The sequence below is a fragment of the Neisseria sp. KEM232 genome (assembly GCF_002237445.1).
Classification (GTDB): domain Bacteria; phylum Pseudomonadota; class Gammaproteobacteria; order Burkholderiales; family Neisseriaceae; genus Neisseria.
Window position 1 is genome coordinate 1,717,512 of the sequence record NZ_CP022527.1, and the last position, 17,110, is coordinate 1,734,621.

The 17,110-nt window shown below is 58.0% G+C and carries 9 protein-coding genes and 3 pseudogenes; 7 read left to right on the forward strand and 5 right to left on the reverse strand.

Annotated features, from left to right (window positions below; genetic code table 11):
- The first annotated feature begins 62 nt into the window (after nt 1-62).
- The 5 genes from narH (at nt 63) to CGZ77_RS08550 (ending at nt 6,715) form a co-directional block, all read left to right on the forward strand.
- Nucleotides 63-1,634: a nitrate reductase subunit beta gene (gene narH / locus CGZ77_RS08530; RefSeq protein WP_094031112.1), complete on the forward strand. Its 1,572-nt coding sequence runs from the start codon at nt 63-65 to the stop codon at nt 1,632-1,634.
- Complete coding sequence (narJ, locus tag CGZ77_RS08535; protein ID WP_009751837.1) at nt 1,634-2,287, forward strand: nitrate reductase molybdenum cofactor assembly chaperone; 654 nt, start codon at nt 1,634-1,636, stop codon at nt 2,285-2,287. Before narH ends, narJ begins: the two co-directional genes overlap by 1 nt.
- 22 nt (nt 2,288-2,309) lie before the next feature.
- Nucleotides 2,310-3,014 (forward strand): respiratory nitrate reductase subunit gamma, encoded by a 705-nt coding sequence (narI, locus tag CGZ77_RS08540; RefSeq protein WP_009751836.1) that lies wholly within the window; start codon nt 2,310-2,312, stop codon nt 3,012-3,014.
- A gap of 409 nt (nt 3,015-3,423) precedes the next feature.
- Nucleotides 3,424-4,185, forward strand: coding sequence for a molybdate ABC transporter substrate-binding protein (gene modA, locus CGZ77_RS08545; RefSeq protein WP_036496107.1), 762 nt, complete (start codon nt 3,424-3,426; stop codon nt 4,183-4,185).
- 559 nt (nt 4,186-4,744) lie between these two features.
- A complete protein-coding gene (locus tag CGZ77_RS08550) occupies nt 4,745-6,715 on the forward strand; it encodes an ABC transporter ATP-binding protein/permease (RefSeq protein ID WP_009751830.1) in 1,971 nt (656 codons plus the stop codon).
- A 115-nt stretch (nt 6,716-6,830) separates the two neighbouring features.
- On the opposite strand, the gene CGZ77_RS12640 is transcribed toward CGZ77_RS08550, so the two are convergent.
- On the reverse strand, nt 6,831-6,962 hold the full coding sequence (locus CGZ77_RS12640) for a hypothetical protein (protein ID WP_255377816.1): 132 nt from the start codon (nt 6,960-6,962) through the stop codon (nt 6,831-6,833).
- Between CGZ77_RS12640 and CGZ77_RS08555 the strand changes: the two are divergent.
- Nucleotides 6,924-7,130, forward strand: a pseudogene (locus CGZ77_RS08555) (transposase); the annotation flags it as partial. The gene CGZ77_RS12640 and the pseudogene CGZ77_RS08555 sit on opposite strands and share 39 nt — an antisense overlap.
- 20 nt (nt 7,131-7,150) lie before the next feature.
- Here the strand turns inward: CGZ77_RS08555 and cas1 are convergent.
- The 4 genes and pseudogenes from cas1 to CGZ77_RS08575 all read right to left on the reverse strand — a co-directional run.
- Nucleotides 7,151-7,765: pseudogene (gene cas1 / locus CGZ77_RS08560) on the reverse strand (type II CRISPR-associated endonuclease Cas1); the annotation flags it as partial.
- 78 nt (nt 7,766-7,843) lie between these two features.
- Nucleotides 7,844-11,081: pseudogene (gene cas9, locus CGZ77_RS08565) on the reverse strand (type II CRISPR RNA-guided endonuclease Cas9).
- Nucleotides 11,082-11,419: 338 nt separating this feature from the next.
- On the reverse strand, nt 11,420-12,763 hold the full coding sequence (locus CGZ77_RS08570) for an NCS2 family permease (protein ID WP_009425955.1): 1,344 nt from the start codon (nt 12,761-12,763) through the stop codon (nt 11,420-11,422).
- Nucleotides 12,764-12,873: 110 nt separating this feature from the next.
- Nucleotides 12,874-13,860 (reverse strand): RluA family pseudouridine synthase, encoded by a 987-nt coding sequence (locus tag CGZ77_RS08575; protein ID WP_009425956.1) that lies wholly within the window; start codon nt 13,858-13,860, stop codon nt 12,874-12,876.
- Between the two features lie 466 nt (nt 13,861-14,326).
- Between CGZ77_RS08575 and CGZ77_RS08580 the strand changes: the two genes are divergently transcribed.
- Nucleotides 14,327-17,101: an Rne/Rng family ribonuclease gene (locus CGZ77_RS08580; RefSeq protein WP_094031113.1), complete on the forward strand. Its 2,775-nt coding sequence runs from the start codon at nt 14,327-14,329 to the stop codon at nt 17,099-17,101.
- Nucleotides 17,102-17,110 lie beyond the last annotated feature (9 nt).

Here is a 17,110-nt window from a genome sequence, read left to right on the forward strand (position 1 = left end):
TTTTCAGACGGCCTTAAAGGCAGCCTGAAAACACAGAACACAAAACCACAAGGAACACCCATATGAAAATCAGAGCGCAAGTCGGCATGGTACTCAACCTCGACAAATGTATCGGCTGCCACACCTGCTCCGTAACCTGCAAAAACGTTTGGACAAGCCGCGACGGCGTGGAATACGCCTGGTTCAACAACGTCGAAACCAAGCCCGGCATCGGTTTTCCGAAAAACTGGGAAGACCAGGAAAAATGGAAGGGCGGCTGGGTGCGCAAACCCAACGGCAAACTCGTACCCAAGCAGGGCGGCCGTCTGAAAATCCTGTCCAATATTTTCTCCAACCCCAACCTGCCGCAAATCGACGACTACTACGAGCCGTTCACTTACGACTACGAGCACCTGCAAAACGCACCGCGCATGAAAACCCCGCCCACCGCGCGGCCGATTTCCGTGCTTACCGGCAAGAAAATGGACAAAGTCGAATGGGGCCCCAACTGGGAAGACGATTTGGCGGGCGAATTTGAAAAACGCGCCAAAGACACCCTGTTTGAAGGCATCCAAAAAGAAATGATGGGCGCGTTTGAGCAGACCTTTATGATGTACCTGCCGCGCCTGTGCGAACACTGCCTGAATCCCACCTGCGTCGCCTCCTGCCCCTCCGGCAGCATCTACAAACGCGAAGACGACGGCATCGTACTGATCGACCAAGACAAATGTCGCGGCTGGCGTATGTGCATTTCAGGCTGCCCCTACAAAAAAATCTACTACAACTGGGTGAGCGGCAAGGCCGAAAAATGTATTTTCTGCTACCCGCGCATCGAAGCGGGCGAGCCGACCATCTGCTCGGAAACCTGCGTCGGCCGTATCCGCTACTTGGGCGTGCTGCTGTATGACGCCGACAAAATCCAGGAAGCCGCCAGCGTAGAAGATCCGCAGGATCTGTACGAAGCCCAGCTTGGCGTGTTCCTGAATCCGCACGACCCCGAAATCGAGCGCGAAGCCTTGAAACAGGGCATCAGCCAAAACTGGCTCGATGCGGCGAAAAAATCGCCGGTGTACAAAATGGCGATGGAATGGAAAATCGCCTTCCCGCTGCACCCCGAATACCGCACGCTGCCGATGGTGTGGTACATCCCGCCCTTGTCGCCGATCCAGTCGGCCATTGAAAACGGCTTTGTCGGCGAAAACGGCATCATCCCCAGCGTCGATGAAATGCGCATCCCGCTGCGCTATCTGGCCAACCTGCTGACCGCAGGCAAAGTCGAACCCATCAAAGAAGCCCTCGAACGCATGATCGCCATGCGCCGCTTCAAACGCGGCCAGATAGTCGAAGGCGAAACACTGGAACAAACCCTCGACGGCACCGGCCTCACCCCCGAAATGGTCGAAGACATGTACCAGATTCTCGCCATCGCCAACTACGAAGACCGCTTCGTCATCCCCACCTCGCACAAAGAAATGGTGGAAAACAGCTTTGAAGACAAAGCCAGCTGCGGATTCAGCTTCGGCAACGGCTGCTCCGGCGACAACGGCGACGGCCTCACCCAGGAAAACCTGTTCGGCAAACGCAAAGGTACGCCGATTATCTTCTTCGACCGCCGCAAAGACCTCCAGAAAAACCGCGAAGAAGGAGTACGCTGATGGCCGCCAACCCGATGGTTTACAAATGGCTGTCGGCTTTGATGTGTTACCCCGAAGCCGACCTTATCGAAGCGTTGCCGGAGTTTCAGACGGCCTTAAACGAATGGCCGGAGCTTGAGCCGCACAAAACCGCGTTGCAGGCCTTGCTCGACCATTTGGGCAGCCGCAGCCTGCGCGAATTGCAGGAAGACTACGTCCTCGTGTTCGACCGCACCCGCCAGCACGCGCTCTATATCTTCGAGCACGTTTACGGCGAAGACCGCGACCGTGGCAGCGCGATGGTTGATCTGCTCGAAGAATACCGCCGCTACGGCTTCGAGCTGGGCGACGACGAACTGCCCGACTACCTGCCCGCGCTGTTGGAATTTTTCGCCCACATCCCGCCCGAAGACGCGGAAAAACTCTTGGGCGACGCGGTGCACGTCATCAACCACATCGGCAAAAACCTGACGACCTACGGCTCACCCTACGCCGCGCTGCTTCAGACGGCCGTATCCCTCAGCCCCGTCGAGCCGCAGCCTTTAACCGAGCCGCCCGTGCGCGACATGGACGAAGCGATGGAAACCTTCGGCCCCGACGTGCAGGGCATCGAGCCGCTGCTCAAACCGAGCGTGCAGACCGTACAGTTCTACCCCAACGGCCGCCCCGCCTAAGGCCGCCTGAAAAGGAAAAATCATGAACGACCTCAACACATTCCACCAGTTTTTCTTCGGCGTTTACCCCTACATCTGTCTGGCCGTGTTCTTCCTCGGCAGCCTGATGCGTTTCGACCGCGAGCAATACACTTGGAAAAGCGATTCCAGCGAAATGCTCTACCGCGGCCAGCTGCGCTTGGGCAGCGTCTTGTTTCACGTCGGCGTGCTCGCCGTATTCGGCGGCCACCTGTTCGGCCTGCTCACCCCGCTGTGGTTTTGGGATGCCATCGGCGTGAGCCACAGCGCAAAACAAGTGTTCGCCATGACCATGGGCGGCATCTTCGGCACCACCGCCCTGATCGGCCTGATTATCCTGATCAAACGCCGCTTCAAAATCGACCGCATCAGCATCAACAGCACCTGGCGCGACAAGCTGGTTCTGATCTGGATTCTGATTACCCTGCTCTTGGGTCTGTCCACCATCGTCGTCAGCATGGGGCATCTGGACGGTCACGAAATGGTCAAACTCATGCAGTGGGCGCAGCACATCGTAACCTTCCGGGGCGGCGCGGCCGGCTACATCAAAGACGCGAACTTCCTGTTCAAACTGCACATCTTCATGGGCATGACCTTCTTCTTCATCTTCCCGTTCACCCGCATGGTGCACGTATGGAGCGGCTTTGCCAGCGCGTTCTACCTTATCCGCCCGTGGCAGCTCGTACGCCGCCGCAACGGCACACGCTGATAGCGCATGGAAACAGGCAGCCTGAAAACGCCAAACACGCAATCCTACTTTCGGATTAGTCCTTCGGTACGGTTTTCAGGCTGCCCCGATTTCCTATAATCGCGCCCGCAAAGGCAGCCTGAAAAACCGCAATACCCGCCAAAACGGCCGTCCTGCAATCCGCAAGACGGCCGTTTTGTTTCACCTGCAATGCTCTCAAAGCAGCCTGAAACGGCCAATCCGGCCGCAGCCGTACTCCCTCCCCTGCGCCCCAAGCGCGGGGGAGGGTTGGGGGTGGCGGTTTGCAAAACCGCTTTGCCAGTTTTCGAGAAACAGCAAACGCCCCCCCTAACCCTCCCCCGCAAGCGGGAGAGGTAACGACATTTTCAGGCTGCCCCATCATCCCAACCACCCAAGGAAAAACCAAAACATGAAACTCCGCAACACCGCCCTGATCGCCGCCTTGATTGTCAGCGCCCCCGCATTCGCCGACGACCTTACCGTCTCCGCCGCTGCCAGCTTGAAAGAAGCCTTTCAGGAAATCAACGCTGCCTACCAGAAAAAACACCCCGGCACCAATATCAAACTGAACACCGCCGCATCCGGCGTACTGCTGCAGCAGCTTGCCCAAGGCGCACCGGTTGACGTATTGGCCACCGCCGACCAAACCACCATGGACAAAGCCCAAGACCAGCAGCTGATCGACAAAGCCAGCCGCCACACTTTCGTGCTGAATGATTTGGTCGTCGTCCAACCCAAAGACAGCCGTCTCAAAATCAAAACCCTTAACGATCTGAAAGCCGCTACCGTCAGCCGCATTGCCGTCGGCAATCCCGAAAGCGTACCCGCCGGCCGCTACACCAAAGGCGCGCTGGAAAAAGCCGGTCTCTACGGCACCCTGCAGCCCAAAATCGTCTCCACCCAGAACGTACGCCAAGCGCTTGACTACGTAGCCCGCGGCGAAACCGAGGCCGGCTTCGTGTACCGCACCGACGCCGTATTGGCCAAAGACAAAGTCAACATCTCCTTCGCCGTCGCCCTCGAAACCCCCGTTTCCTACGCCATCGCCCCCACCGCCGCAGCCAAAAACAAAGCGGCCAGAAGCTATGTCGATTTCGTCTTGTCCCCCACAGGCCAAAACATCCTGAAAAAATACGGCTTCAGCTCCGCCAAAGGCTTCAAAGCCAAATAAACGGCAAGGCCGTCTGAACGGCAAAAGCAGCCTGAAAACGGGTAAACGGTTTTCAGGCTGCTTTCAGACGGCCTTTTGTCTCAGGTTGGATTTTTGAATCCGACTACCCCAAAAGCGACGCAGAAAAATGTCGGATACAAGTATCCGACCTACAAACTTTAACCGTAGGTCGGATTCTCGAATCCGACATTCAGGCCGTCTGAAACCGCCCATTCCTCCATGCATCTGACTCCCTCCCCTGCGTCCCAAGCGCGGGGAAGGGTTGGGGAGGGGGTGGCAGTCCGCAGAACTGCTTTTGTGCCGTTTCTGCAAAAGTGGCCGCAGCGGCGCAAGCCCCCACCCTAGCCCTTCCCCGCAAGCGGGAGAGGGGACAAAGTTTCAGACGGCCTTAAAGCAGCAGACGTAGGTCGGATACTTGTATCCGACACCTTTATCCTTTCAGACGGCCGCAAGGCAGCCTGAAACACCAAAGGCCGTCTGAAAAAGCAGCCTGAAAACAAACCCGCCGTCTGCCTGTTTCAGACAGCCTCCGATTATCTGTCTGATGAAATCCGCAACCATGAATCCTTCTACCCCCCAAAAAAACGAACGCAGCACGGCCGCCGCTCTCACGCAGTTTGTGCTGTGGGTCAATCTGGCTTTTTTTGTCGTCAGCGGCATTTTGGCCTTGGTCGATTACGGTTTTGCCGCCGTGTCTGCGCTTGTGCCGCCCGCGCCTGCCGAGGCGGTGCAGGCGGCGGAGGATGCCGCGCCGTGGTGGAAGCTGTGGGCGGCGTGCAACGCGGGGGCGGCGGGCTTTGCGCTACTGTCGCTGGCTTTGGGACGCTTTGCCTTTTTCCGCCGGCTGGGCTGGTTTGTGCGCGATTACTGGCTGCGTAAAAACGCGCTGTCGGCGGTGTTCTGGCTGGCGGTAATGACGGGCTTCGGTTTTGCCGTGGTGGCCATCAATGTGCAGATCAACAATTGGAGCAAAACCTTTTACGACACGCTCAACGCGCTCGAAGCGGCCAAACTCTACGCACTCATCAGCCAGTATCTGATTTACATCGCCATTTTTATTTTCTGCTCGGTATCGCGCGCCTGGCTGCGTAAGTTTCTGATTATCCGCTGGCGCGCGCATCTGACGGATTACTTTTTAAACCAATGGTTTGCACGCGGCGCGTATTACCGCATTGCGCTCAGGCAGTCCACCGACAACCCCGACCAGCGCATCGCCGACGACATCAATATTTTCGTCTCGCGCAGCATCGAATTGTTTGTGTCGCTCCTAACCAATCTGGCGCAGCTATATTCCTTTATCGCCATTTTGTGGAACTTGTCGGGCACGCACACATTCCATCTGTTCGGCCGCGACATCACGATAACAGGCTATCTGGTGTGGATTGCCGCTGCCTATACGCTCTTGGGCAGCCTGTTCACGCAGGTAATCGGCAAAAAGCTGCACAAGCTCAATTACGACCAGCAGAAATTCGAGGCCGACTTCCGCGCTTCGCTGGTGCGCAAACACGACCACGCCGAGCAGATTGCGCTTTATAAAGGCGAAGCGCGCGAGCAGGCCGGCCTGCGGCAGGAATTTGGCGCGATTGTCGGCAACTGGCGGAATCTGATAGCCAAAGAGCTGCATCTGGGGCTGTTTACCACCGGCTACGACCGCTTTTCGCTGATGCTGCCGGTGCTTGCGTCGGTGCCGCTGTTTTTGGCGAAAAAAATCACCCTGGGCGGCCTGATGCAGATACGCAGCGCGTTTACGGCGGTGTTCAACTCATTGAGCTGGTTTGTGTTTGCCTACTCGATTCTGCCCGAGTGGAGCGCCACGCTGCTGCGTTTGAGCCAGTTTCGCGAAAACATCGCCTTTGAGCAGGGCGAAGAGAAAACCGCGCCTGAAGCCGAAACCACCGCGCTTGAGGGCTTGAGCCTGTTTACTCCCGAAGGCGTGCCGGTATTGGAAAATATCCGCGCCCAAATCACGCCCGGGCGCTGGACGCAGCTTGCCGGCGACAGCGGCTTGGGCAAATCCACGCTGCTGCGCACCATCGGCGGCCTGTGGCCGTATTACGGCGGCGCGTGGACGCAGGCGGCAGGCAAAACCCTGCTGCTGCCGCAGAAAACCTATATCGGCAAAGGCACGCTAGCCGAAATCTTGAGCTATCCGGCCGAAGCACCCGTTTCAGACGGCCTGTGCCGCGAGGTGCTGACAAAAACCGGCCTGGCCAAATGGGCGGGCAGCCTGCACGAAACGCGCAACTGGGCGCAAACCCTCTCCGCCGGAGAGCAGCAGCGCATCGCCTTTGCCCGCGCCCTGCTGATCCGCCCCGATTATCTCTATCTCGACGAAAACACCTCCGCGCTCGACACCGCTTCCGCCCACGCCCTGTTGGCGCTGCTCAAAACCGAGTTGCCGAATACTACGGTGGTGATGGTCAGCCATCAGCCGGAATTGGCGGAGTTTTATGATGAGGTGCTGGATTTGCGGGCATTCCGTGCCGTGAGGCCGTCTGAAAGCACAGCTTCGGCACAGCCAAAACGGTGAGGCCGTCTGAAAACACAGCTTCGGAGCAGCCAAAACGGTTAGGCCGTCTGAAAACGCCGCCCGACATTGTCGGGCGGCGTTTTCAGACGGCCTTTGCGTATGCGGCGGACGCGCTTTATTTCACGCCGAAGTTGGGCAGTACCAGGGCGCATTTGACGCGCTCGCCGCGCCGGTTGCGCCTGCTGCGTCCGGCGATTCTGCCGCCGGAATTAATCACAGCAAGCTGTTTGCCGACAGACAGAACCATATCAACGGCATTGAAAATTTCTGGAATCAGGCAAAGCGCGTACTGCGCAAATACAATGGAATCGACCGTAAATCTTTCCCGCTTTTCTTGAAAGAATGCGAGTTCCGTTTTAACTTTGGCACACCCTCCGAGCAGCTTAAAGTGCTGCGTCGGTGGTGTGAAATTTAGGGCTTATCTAGTACAGCCCCTTTGTGAAACAGGCCGAGCGCGGGCAGCCATCCGTATAGAGTCAGGCTGCGGGCGATGGCAGCGCGTAACACGGCGTAGCTATAGTTGAGATGTGCGTTGACGGCATTGCTGTCACTGCGGGTAAATGTTTCGCCGAACATGGCTTGGAAATACAGTGCGGCTGCTTGGGCTTCGCGGTTGCCGGTGTCGCCTGATTTGACTTCCAAAGCCAGGCCGCGCAGGTGTTTGGCGGCGATGTCGTTGCCGGTTTCGTCGGCGGCAAAGGCTTGGTTGAGGATTTTTTGTTTGACGATGTGCTGCCAAAGCTGTTTTTTGAGCGGCACGCTGATGCCCAGTTGCAGCTTGAGGGTTTTGAGCTGGCGGTGGTATTGCGAATAAGGCAGCCACTGGCCGCAGGGCAGGAACTGCTCGTCGCAGGTCAGCAGGGTCGCGCCGTGTTCGGCCAATGCGGAGAGCAAGGGGGCTGTGATAACGGTTTCACGGTGTTCGATTACGATGACGGCGATGTCTTCGATGGGGACAGTATAGGATTCGCCGCTTTGTTGGATAAGGATTTGTTTGCGCTGCAATGAGAGCTTGCCGCTGTTTGAGATAAGCAGGCTGCGCCAGGTCATGATGTTCCCCTTTGTCATTTTTGGTTGGTATAAACAAAATGCCCCTGTTTCAGACGACCTGAAACAGGGGCGTTGCTTTTAACGCACGGGCGGGCGTTTTTTCAGACGGCATGGTCTGATGGTTTTGCCCAATTCGTCGACTTGGTATTTTTGGAAAGATAAGGCGGTTTTGACACCGATACGGTACACACCGTCTTTGCCTTTGGATTTTTCCAAATCGTGCACACGTAGACTAATGTTTCCAGTTGACCGATCCAATCCTGCGAAATAGCCGAAATAAGTTTCTTTTTTAAGACTAGCGAGAACCAAATCATTCGGATAAAGCGCAAATTTAAACGTAAAACTAGTATCCATTTCCTGCCAGTTTGCTTCATCAGTATGAGCAATCACTGCCTTGTTCGGCAAAATCCCTTTTGCCGCCTGCCAGGTGTAGATCGGCATCAGATAATATTTTCCTCCTTTTTCAAACACATCTACGCGCACCATCGTTGCATTGTCTGCCACGCCGTTGCCTTCGCGCACGATTACGCCCGATTTCTGCACATCTTCCACACGCACGGCCTTAACCTGCTGGGTAGGATTGCCTGCTTTGTCGCGTTTGAAAAACGGCGCGGCAAAGGCTTTGGCCGGATCGCCGCCGTGTGCGTTCAGACGGCCTAACAGGTCTTCGTAAAGCTGCGGCTCGCGCTCGCGGTTGACCATGTTTTCCAGCAGCTTGGGCGTCAACTGCGTCAGCGGTACGCGCAATACGCTCTTGCCTTCGCTCAAGCGTTTGGCCGATTTGATGGTTTCCATATGCCCCTGCCCGCTCATTTTCCGGCTCGGAGCGCGCGATACAAACAGTGGCGTTACGGCTTCGTGTACAGCTTCGGGGCGCGAAGAGAGTTTGTCGGCCAAGAGCGCGCGCAGTTTTTCCGGCGTATCGGCTTCTTCATTGTTTTCAGACGGCGTATCGGGCTTGCCGAACACGCGCATCATCACTTCTTGGCGGAAAAAATCCCACGGCTGCGGAAAATGCAGGCGCGACACTTCGCCGGTGGTTTTATCCACCATTTCGCCGTCAAATACATTCATCTCTTTTTGGCGCACATAATTCGTGATTTTCTGCTGCATCGCTACGGTGGAGCAGGCCACGACGACCGCATCGAGCGCGTGGTGGCGGTCGTTACTTTCGCGCACTTTTTTCAGCCCCCACATGCCGCGCAACAGGTTGGTAATCTGGCCGTTGGAAGCAAACACGCGGTTTTTATCCTCGCCGGTAAGCAGCATATTTTGCGCGATAAAGTTGCACAAAAAGCGGTTTACATAACGCGTGTCATTCAAATTGCGCTCTTTAAAATCCTTTTCATCAAGTTTCTGCATCAAAATCCGCTGTTTTTTGCTGCGCGGGAAACGGCAGTGTTCCACCCGCGCGGTAAATTCGCGCCAGCGTTTTTCATCGCCGCCGAGCCACTCGAAAGGCGTTTGGTTGCGCTTGTTTTGGTTTTCGCCGGCCAACACCAAGACTTTATTGTTGAAACTGTCGTCCCAAGTGCGCGAAAACGGCAGCGCGTGGTCGATTTCGACATAGCCTTTTTCGTTCAGACGGCGTAAATCTATCGCCTTGCCCGAATAGAGGCATTGGCCTTGCTGCTGCTCGTAAAGGCGCATTTTCAGGATGTCTTTGGCTTTGGGTTCGCCGACAAAATTAGGAAAATATTCGCGGAACTTGGCGATAGAGCGTTCGCGGTCTTTGCGGTTTTCCTCTTGGCGTTTTTCGATTTTCTTGCGGTCTAGAAACGATTTGCCCACTTCGCGCGCCGTTTCGATGTGGACACGCGCTGGCGAACCGTAGCGGCGCACCACGGCGTTAACCACCTTGCGTGCCTGCGACAGCGCGCGCAGCACCACCGGATTGCGGATTTCGTCGGCGGATACGGGCGGCAGAAACTGCGCCTGCTTGTCGTCTTTTATGCCGTAATGGTCGCCGTAGATTTCCGCACAGGCTTCGTCGTAACGTTTGCCCTGCTCCATCAGCGGCAGGATTTTCCGCAGGGCTTTGAGCGAGAGCTGCACAAATTTGTCGAAGCTCACATATTCGAGCAGCGCGTCGAGCTGTTCGTCCGGCAGCTTGCCTTTCAGACGGCCTCTGATGTCCTCATCGGTTTTGAATAGCGAAAACGCCTCGCCGATTTCGTCCTGCAATTCGGGCGATAAGGCCAGCGGCGATTTTTTTGTTTTTCAAACCGGCCTTCTCCAACGCGCCGCTGATGGAGTGGTAGGCCTTCATTTCCATCAGCGTTGCAGATTCAGCGTTGTCCTTGCTGTAGCGGAGCCCTTTGAAAAACGCAGTATCGTCGAGTTCCAACAATCTGCGTACCTGCGCGTAAGTCAGTTTGGTTTTTTTATACGGCTCGTCCATCAGCTTGGCACGCTCGGAATCAGTCAGCGGCCGCTCGCTGCCCTGATCCAAAATCCGCAGATTGTTGAGCTTGGTCAGCCAGACAAAGCGTTCGGCCGAATAGGTATTTTTAGCGGCCTTGTATTCTTCAGGTTCAAACGTACAGCGGCCGAGCATTTTTTGCACCGCATCGCCCGAAAGCGCGGCGCGTTGCGTCATCAGCAAATCTTCCACGCCTGTCAAAAGGCCGTCTGAAATATAAGGATTGCCGTATTCTTTTTGTTTTTCAAACAGCAAAACCAATTCCGCCTGCACATCCTTGCGGTTGAACGTGTGCGAATAATCGCCGCGCTGGTTGCGGATATGGCCGCTTTCTTTTTCAAATTTGTTTACCGCCAATTCCGCCGGCGTGCGGAAATCTCCGCCCTGCAAGGCTTCGCTGTTGGCCGCCACACCCGACAGCAGCGCGCCCAATTCCTTATCGCTGCTGTTCCGTTCGTTTTTACGCTGCGACAAATAGCCGCGATGCTTCACCATATGCAGCAACACTGCCGCCCACTCCAAAGGCATCAGTTTGCGGCTTAACGCATCCACGCGAAGCTGCCACGGATTGACGGGCAGATTTTCGACCAAACCGTGCGCGTCAAAATCGGCCGCCTGCAACATGCCCTCGCGTTTGAGCAAACGCCGCGCCCGCAGCATACGGTGCGCCCGCCTGCGGATCATGCGCCGCACGCTGCGCGCCAGCCGCCGCGCCGCCGCAGGCGATTCGCCCGTTTTCGGCACTTCGGCACGGTCAAACGTACGCACACCCACGTCAATCAAACGGTAAGGCAGGACGTCTGAATCGGTTTCGACCACCGCCCAACCTACCGAGGCGATGCCGATGTCCAAGCCCAAAATGTAATTCAATGGTTTCAAAGTAAATGGCGCCATAATGTGTCTCGCTTAGTTATTAATGAAAATTAACACAATATATTATTAACAGGGTTTGTGTAAATCTTTTCTTGACATTTCCGACACCGCAAACTAAGATTTCGCCTATTGTTGCACAGCGAAATGAGAGACGTTGCTACAATAAGGCCGTCTGAAAAGATGTGCCGTAACGCTCTGCCCCTTAAAACTCCGGTTTTAAGGGGCATCGTTTTTTGTTTGTCGAATCCCTTCCCCCTGTCGGCAAAAGGCCGTCTGAAAACCCCTTTCGGGTTTTCAGACGGCCTTTTGCCATTCGGGCGTTTTCAGAAACGTCGTTCCCGCGAAGGCGGGAGCGGCCTTTACACGCCCAAGAACCAGAATTTCGCCGCCCACAAAACGGCGACCAGCCACACCATCGGCGGTACGTCTTTGGCACGGCCGCACAGGAGTTTGATGGCGGCGTAGCTGATAAAGCCCATGGCGATGCCGTCGGCGATGGAGTAGGTGAAGGGCATGAAGACGATGGTGACGAAGGCGGGGGCGGCTTCGGTCATGTCTTCCCAGTCGATTTCCAGCACCGAGCGCAGCATGTGGATGCCGATATAAAGCAGGGCGGGGGCGGTGGCGAAGGCGGGGACGGTTTGCGCCAGCGGCGAGAACCACAGGCAGGCGAGCATCAGGACGCCGACGGTTACGGCGGTGAGGCCGGTGCGCCCGCCCGCTGCCACGCCCGCCGCGCTTTCGACATAGGGGGTGACGGACGACGTACCCATCGCCGCGCCGGCGACGATGGCGGTGGAGTCGGCCAAGAGGGCGCGTTTGAGGCGCGGCAGCTTGCCGTCTACCAAAAGGCCGGCGCGGTGCGTCGTGCCGATGAGGGTGCCGGTGCTGTCGAAGAGGTCGACTAGAAAGAACACGAAGATAACGGCGACCATGCTGCCGTGGAACAGGCCGTTAAAGTCCATTTGCAGCAGGGTGGGTTGGATGCTGGGGATGGCGGAAACAATGCCTTTGAATTCGGCCTGCCCGAGGGCGATGCCGAGCAGGGTGACGGCGAGAATGCCGATGATGATGGCACCGCGCACGCGGAAATAGTCGAGAAAAATGATAAGAAAAAAGCCGAGCATGGCCAGCAGCACCGGCCAGTTGGGGCTTTTGCCGCCGTTTTCGCCGAGGATGTAAACGTCGCTCATTTTGACCAGGGTGGCGTCGCTGGACACGATGACACCGGCGTTTTTCAGGGCGATAAGGGCGAGGAACAGGCCGATACCGGCGGCGATGGCCATTTTCAGGCTCATCGGCAGGGCGTTGACCAGCATTTCGCGCAGTTTGAAAAAGCTGAACAATAAGAAGATGATGCCCGACACGAACACGGCAGCCAAAGCCACCTGCCAGGGCACGCCCATGCCTTTGACGACGGCGTAGGTGAAGTAGGCGTTCAGCCCCATGCCGGGGGCGAGGGCGATGGGGTAGTTGGCCGCCAGCCCCATCACGAAGCAGCCGATGGCGGCGGAGATGCAGGTGGCGACGAACACCGCGCCGAAGTCCATGCCCGCCTGCGACAGGGTGAGCGGGTTGACGATGACGATGTAGCACATGGTCAGGAAGGTGGTGATGCCCGCCATGATTTCCGTGCGTACGCCGGTGTTGTGTGCGGAAAGCCCGAAGAGGCGTTCGAGCAGGCTGTTTGCCGGTTTGTCCATAGTTTTAAGAAAATTTAAGTTGGGTAAAAAGGGGCGGCATTATAAACGAATTGTGTACAAAGACAGGCCGTCTGAAAGGTTTTCAGACGGCCTCTTTACAATCTTGTCGGCTATTTCCGACAACCGTGTTCCAACATCGTCACAAACTGCGCCAAATCCTGCGGCAACGGTGCTTTGAGTACGAGTTTTTCGCCCGTGAGCGGGTGGTCGATGTGCAGCTCGCTGGCGTGCAGAAACATCCGTTTCAGGCCGAGTTTTTGTAGGCGGCGGTTGGCCTGATAGTCGCCGTAGCGTTCGTCGCCCGCAATCGGGCAGCCTTGCGACTGCATATGGACGCGGATTTGGTGGGTGCGGCCGGTTTTGAGCGTGGCTTCAACCAGCGTGAGCCGCGACAGGCCGACCTGGTGCAGCAGGCCGTCTGAAAAGCGGTTGAGAACGCGGAATACGGTGTGCGCGCTTTGGCCTTCTTCGCTCACGCGCACCATTTTTTCGCCCTGCGCGCCGGTGTATTTCAAAAGCGGCAGTTTCACATGAAAGCGGTCGTTTGCAAGACCGCCGACGCCGAGGGCGAAATAGGTTTTTTTCGGGTGGTTGCTGCGGATGGCTTCGTGCAGCTTCACCAATGCGCTGCGTTTTTTGGCAATCATCAGCAGGCCGCTGGTATCTTTGTCGAGGCGGTGGACGAGTTCCAGATAGCGCGCCTCGGGTCGGGCGCGGCGCAGCTGCTCGATTACGCCGAAGCTCACGCCGCTGCCGCCGTGCACCGCCACGCCCGCCGGTTTGTCGATGACCAAGAGCGCGTCGTCTTCGTAAACGGTGTCAAACTCACGCGCGGGCGCGTCCTGCCCCTTTTCAGACGGCCTCTCCTTTTCAGCCGTGCGCACCGGCGGAATGCGGACAATGTCGCCCGCCGCAATGCGGCTGTCGGGCTTGCAGCGTTTTTTGTTCAGCCGCACTTCACCCGCGCGGATAATGCGGTGGATATGGCTCTTGGGTACGCCTTTGAGGATTTTTATCAGATAGTTGTCAAGGCGTTGCCCCGCTTCGTTTTCGCCCACGGCGGCCCGGCTGACTGAATTTTTGCTTATCGGCTGCATTTTCTCTTATAATCTGCGCCGTTTTGCCCGAGGGCAAAACGTATTAAAAAAGCGATTCTATTAATTAAAAACGTACTCTGCAAAGCATTTCCTTCCCGCCCGTGCAAGACAGCGGCGCGAAGGCCGTGATTAAGTTCGGATCACACTGCCGACCCGTTTTGGCATAAGACGACAGGCTCCCGCCGCGCCGCACAAAACACCGCAAACAGGCAGACGACAAGATAACAAGAAGACGCCGGCTCCGTCCGGCGGCAGACCCTCCGATGCCGCACCGACACGGTGCGCGCTGCGCCGGTTTTACCGGCGCCGTTCTTTAACCGCCTTCTTTCATCCACCCGAAAGCCGCACCGGCCGTTTTCAGACGGCCTCATCCGCTGCGGCACACCGTCCGAAAACTGATTACGCGCTTCGTGGGTACCAACAAGGCAGGCCGTCTGAAACACGCCCGCCCGCAAGGTCAATCATCATGAAACGTATGTTGTTTAACGCCACGCAGGCCGAAGAGCTGCGCGTGGCCATCGTCGACGGGCAGAACCTGCTCGATCTCGACATCGAAACGCTGGGCAAAGAACAGCGCAAAGGCAATATCTACAAAGGCGTCATCACCCGCATCGAGCCCTCGCTCGAAGCGTGCTTTGTCGATTACGGCACCGACCGCCACGGCTTTCTGCCCTTCAAAGAAGTTTCCCGCTCCTATTTCCAAGACTACGAAGGCGGCAAAGCCCGCATCCAAGACGTGCTCAAAGAAGGCATGCAGGTCATCGTACAGGTGGAAAAAGACGAACGCGGCAACAAAGGCGCGGCGCTCACCACCTTCATCTCACTGGCCGGCCGCTATCTGGTCTTGATGCCCAACAACCCGCGCGGCGGCGGCGTCTCCCGCCGCATCGAAGGCGAAGAGCGGCAGGAACTCAAAGACGCAATGGCCGAACTCAACGTGCCGCGCGGCATGAGCCTTATCGCCCGCACCGCCGGCATCGGCCGCAGCGTCGAAGAGCTGCAATGGGATTTCGACTACCTGCTCAAACTGTGGCACGCCATCGAAGAAGCAGGCAACGCCCACCAAGAACCCTACCTGCTCTTTATGGAAAGCTCGCTGCTCATCCGCGCCATCCGCGACTACTTCCGCCCCGACATCGGCGAAATCCTGGTCGACAACGCCGAAGTGCACGCCGAAATTTCCGAATTCATGTCCTACGTCATGCCGGCCAACACAGGCCGTCTGAAACTCTATCAGGACCACACCCCCCTCTTCTCCCGCTTCCAAATCGAGCACCAAATCGAAAGCGCCTTCTCGCGCAGCGTCAGCCTGCCCTCCGGCGGCGCCATCGTCATCGACCACACCGAAGCCCTCGTTTCCATCGACGTCAACTCCGCCCGCGCCACCCGCGGCGCCGACATCGAAGACACCGCCTTCAAAACCAATATGGAAGCGGCCGAAGAAGTCGCCCGCCAAATGCGCCTGCGCGACCTCGGCGGCCTGGTCGTCATCGACTTCATCGACATGGAAAACCCCAAACACCAGCGCGACGTCGAAAACACCCTGCGCGACGCCCTGAAAAAAGACCGCGCCCGCGTGCAGATGGGCAAACTCTCCCGCTTCGGCCTGCTCGAACTCTCCCGCCAGCGCCTCAAACCTGCCCTCGGCGAATCCAGCCACACCGCCTGCCCGCGCTGCGCCGGCACCGGCGTCATCCGCGGCATCGAATCCACCGCCCTGCACGTGCTGCGCATCATTCAGGAAGAAGCGATGAAGGACAACACCGGCGAAGTGCACGCCCAAGTACCCGTCGACGTCGCCACCTTCCTGTTAAACGAAAAACGCGCCGAACTCTTCGCCATGGAAGAGCGCCTCGACGTCAGCGTCATGCTGATTCCCAACATCCGTCTGGAAAACCCGCACTACGAAATCAGCCGCATCCGCACCGACGACATCGAAGAAGACGGCGAACCGAGCTACAAACAGGTTTCCGTACCCAAAGCCGACGAAAACGCCAAACCCTTCGGCGGCGAGCGCGTCAAAGCCGCCCGCCCCGAGCCCGCCGTCAAAGGCGTGAAACACACCCAGCCCGCCCCCGTTGCCGCCGAAGAGCCAAGCAGCTGGTGGGACAAATTCAAAAGCTGGTTCAAAGGACTCTTCGGCGACACCCCCGCCGCCGAGCCGCAGCCGCAGGAGCGCAAACGCACCTCCGGCAGCCGCCGCCCGCAAAACCGCCGCCGCAGCGGCAACCGCAGCCAGACGGCACGCAGCGCGCAGGCCAAAGCACAGGACGAAGGCGAAACCGACGGCGAAACAGGCGACAGCGGCAGCGACAAAGCCGACAAAAACGGCCGCAGCGGCAAACGCGGCAGCGGCGCAAACAGCCGCAATGCCGACAACCGCCGCAGCGAAAGCGCACCCGCCGAAACCGAAAGCGAAACCCCGCGCGGCGAAAATGCCGCCGCAGGCGAAAAACGCGACAGCCGCAAACGCGGCAAACGCGGCGGCGAAGCCGAATCCGTAACGGAAAACGCACCCGCCGCCCTGATGCAGGCACAGGACGAAAGGCCGTCTGAAAACGCCGCAGCACCGCAGGACAACGCAGCAGACAGCGGACAAAACGGCAACGCGTCCGCACAAAGCGACAACCGCCGCAACCCGCGCGGCCGCAACCAAGAGCGCGGCAGCCGCAACCGCAACGGCCAAAACGGCAGCCGCCGCAACGAGAAAAAACGCAACATCCCCTCCGCCGCCAAAATCGAGCAGTATCTGATGATCGACGAAGCCGCAGGCCGCGTACTCGATGCCGTGGCGCACGTTTTCGGCGAAACCCGCCCCGCCGCCCCCCTGCCGCAGAACAGCAGCGACAAACCGCTGGTCATCACCATCCCCGCGCCGCAGGACGACGCACCCGCCGCCGTCGCTGTTGCGGACGAAGCCGCCGTAATCGGCAGCAGCAGCGAAAAAGTCGCCGAAGCCGTCGCCCTCATCGTCGGCGAAAGCCACGCTGCGGACGAAACCGCCGGCAACCCCGCACCGCAAAACGGTACAAGCGCAGCAGCGCCCGCCGCCGCATCGGAAATCCCCGCCGCGCCGCAAGGCATGGTGCTGGTGCAGACCGACGCCGCCGCACTGGCCGCAGCCGCAGCCGCCCAAACACCGGCCGCACCGCAGGGCAAACGCCGCGCCGACCTGCCCCGCCCCGCCGCAGCCGCCCCGGCCGCAGCCGAACTGACACAGGTCGAAACCTGCGCCGAATAAGCGCGGCGC

Bases quoted from the DNA above. Each gene is read 5' to 3' on its own strand.
- modA (WP_036496107.1), top strand. From the start codon at position 3,424: ATGAAACTCCGCAACACCGCCCTGATCGCCGCCTTGATTGTCAGCGCC.
- CGZ77_RS08570 (WP_009425955.1), bottom strand. From the start codon at position 12,763: ATGGACAAACCGGCAAACAGCCTGCTCGAACGCCTCTTCGGGCTTTCC.
- narI (WP_009751836.1), top strand. From the start codon at position 2,310: ATGAACGACCTCAACACATTCCACCAGTTTTTCTTCGGCGTTTACCCC.
- CGZ77_RS12640 (WP_255377816.1), bottom strand. From the start codon at position 6,962: ATGGTTCTGTCTGTCGGCAAACAGCTTGCTGTGATTAATTCCGGCGGC.
- CGZ77_RS08550 (WP_009751830.1), top strand. From the start codon at position 4,745: ATGAATCCTTCTACCCCCCAAAAAAACGAACGCAGCACGGCCGCCGCT.
- narH (WP_094031112.1), top strand. From the start codon at position 63: ATGAAAATCAGAGCGCAAGTCGGCATGGTACTCAACCTCGACAAATGT.
- CGZ77_RS08580 (WP_094031113.1), top strand. From the start codon at position 14,327: ATGAAACGTATGTTGTTTAACGCCACGCAGGCCGAAGAGCTGCGCGTG.
- CGZ77_RS08575 (WP_009425956.1), bottom strand. From the start codon at position 13,860: ATGCAGCCGATAAGCAAAAATTCAGTCAGCCGGGCCGCCGTGGGCGAA.
- narJ (WP_009751837.1), top strand. From the start codon at position 1,634: ATGGCCGCCAACCCGATGGTTTACAAATGGCTGTCGGCTTTGATGTGT.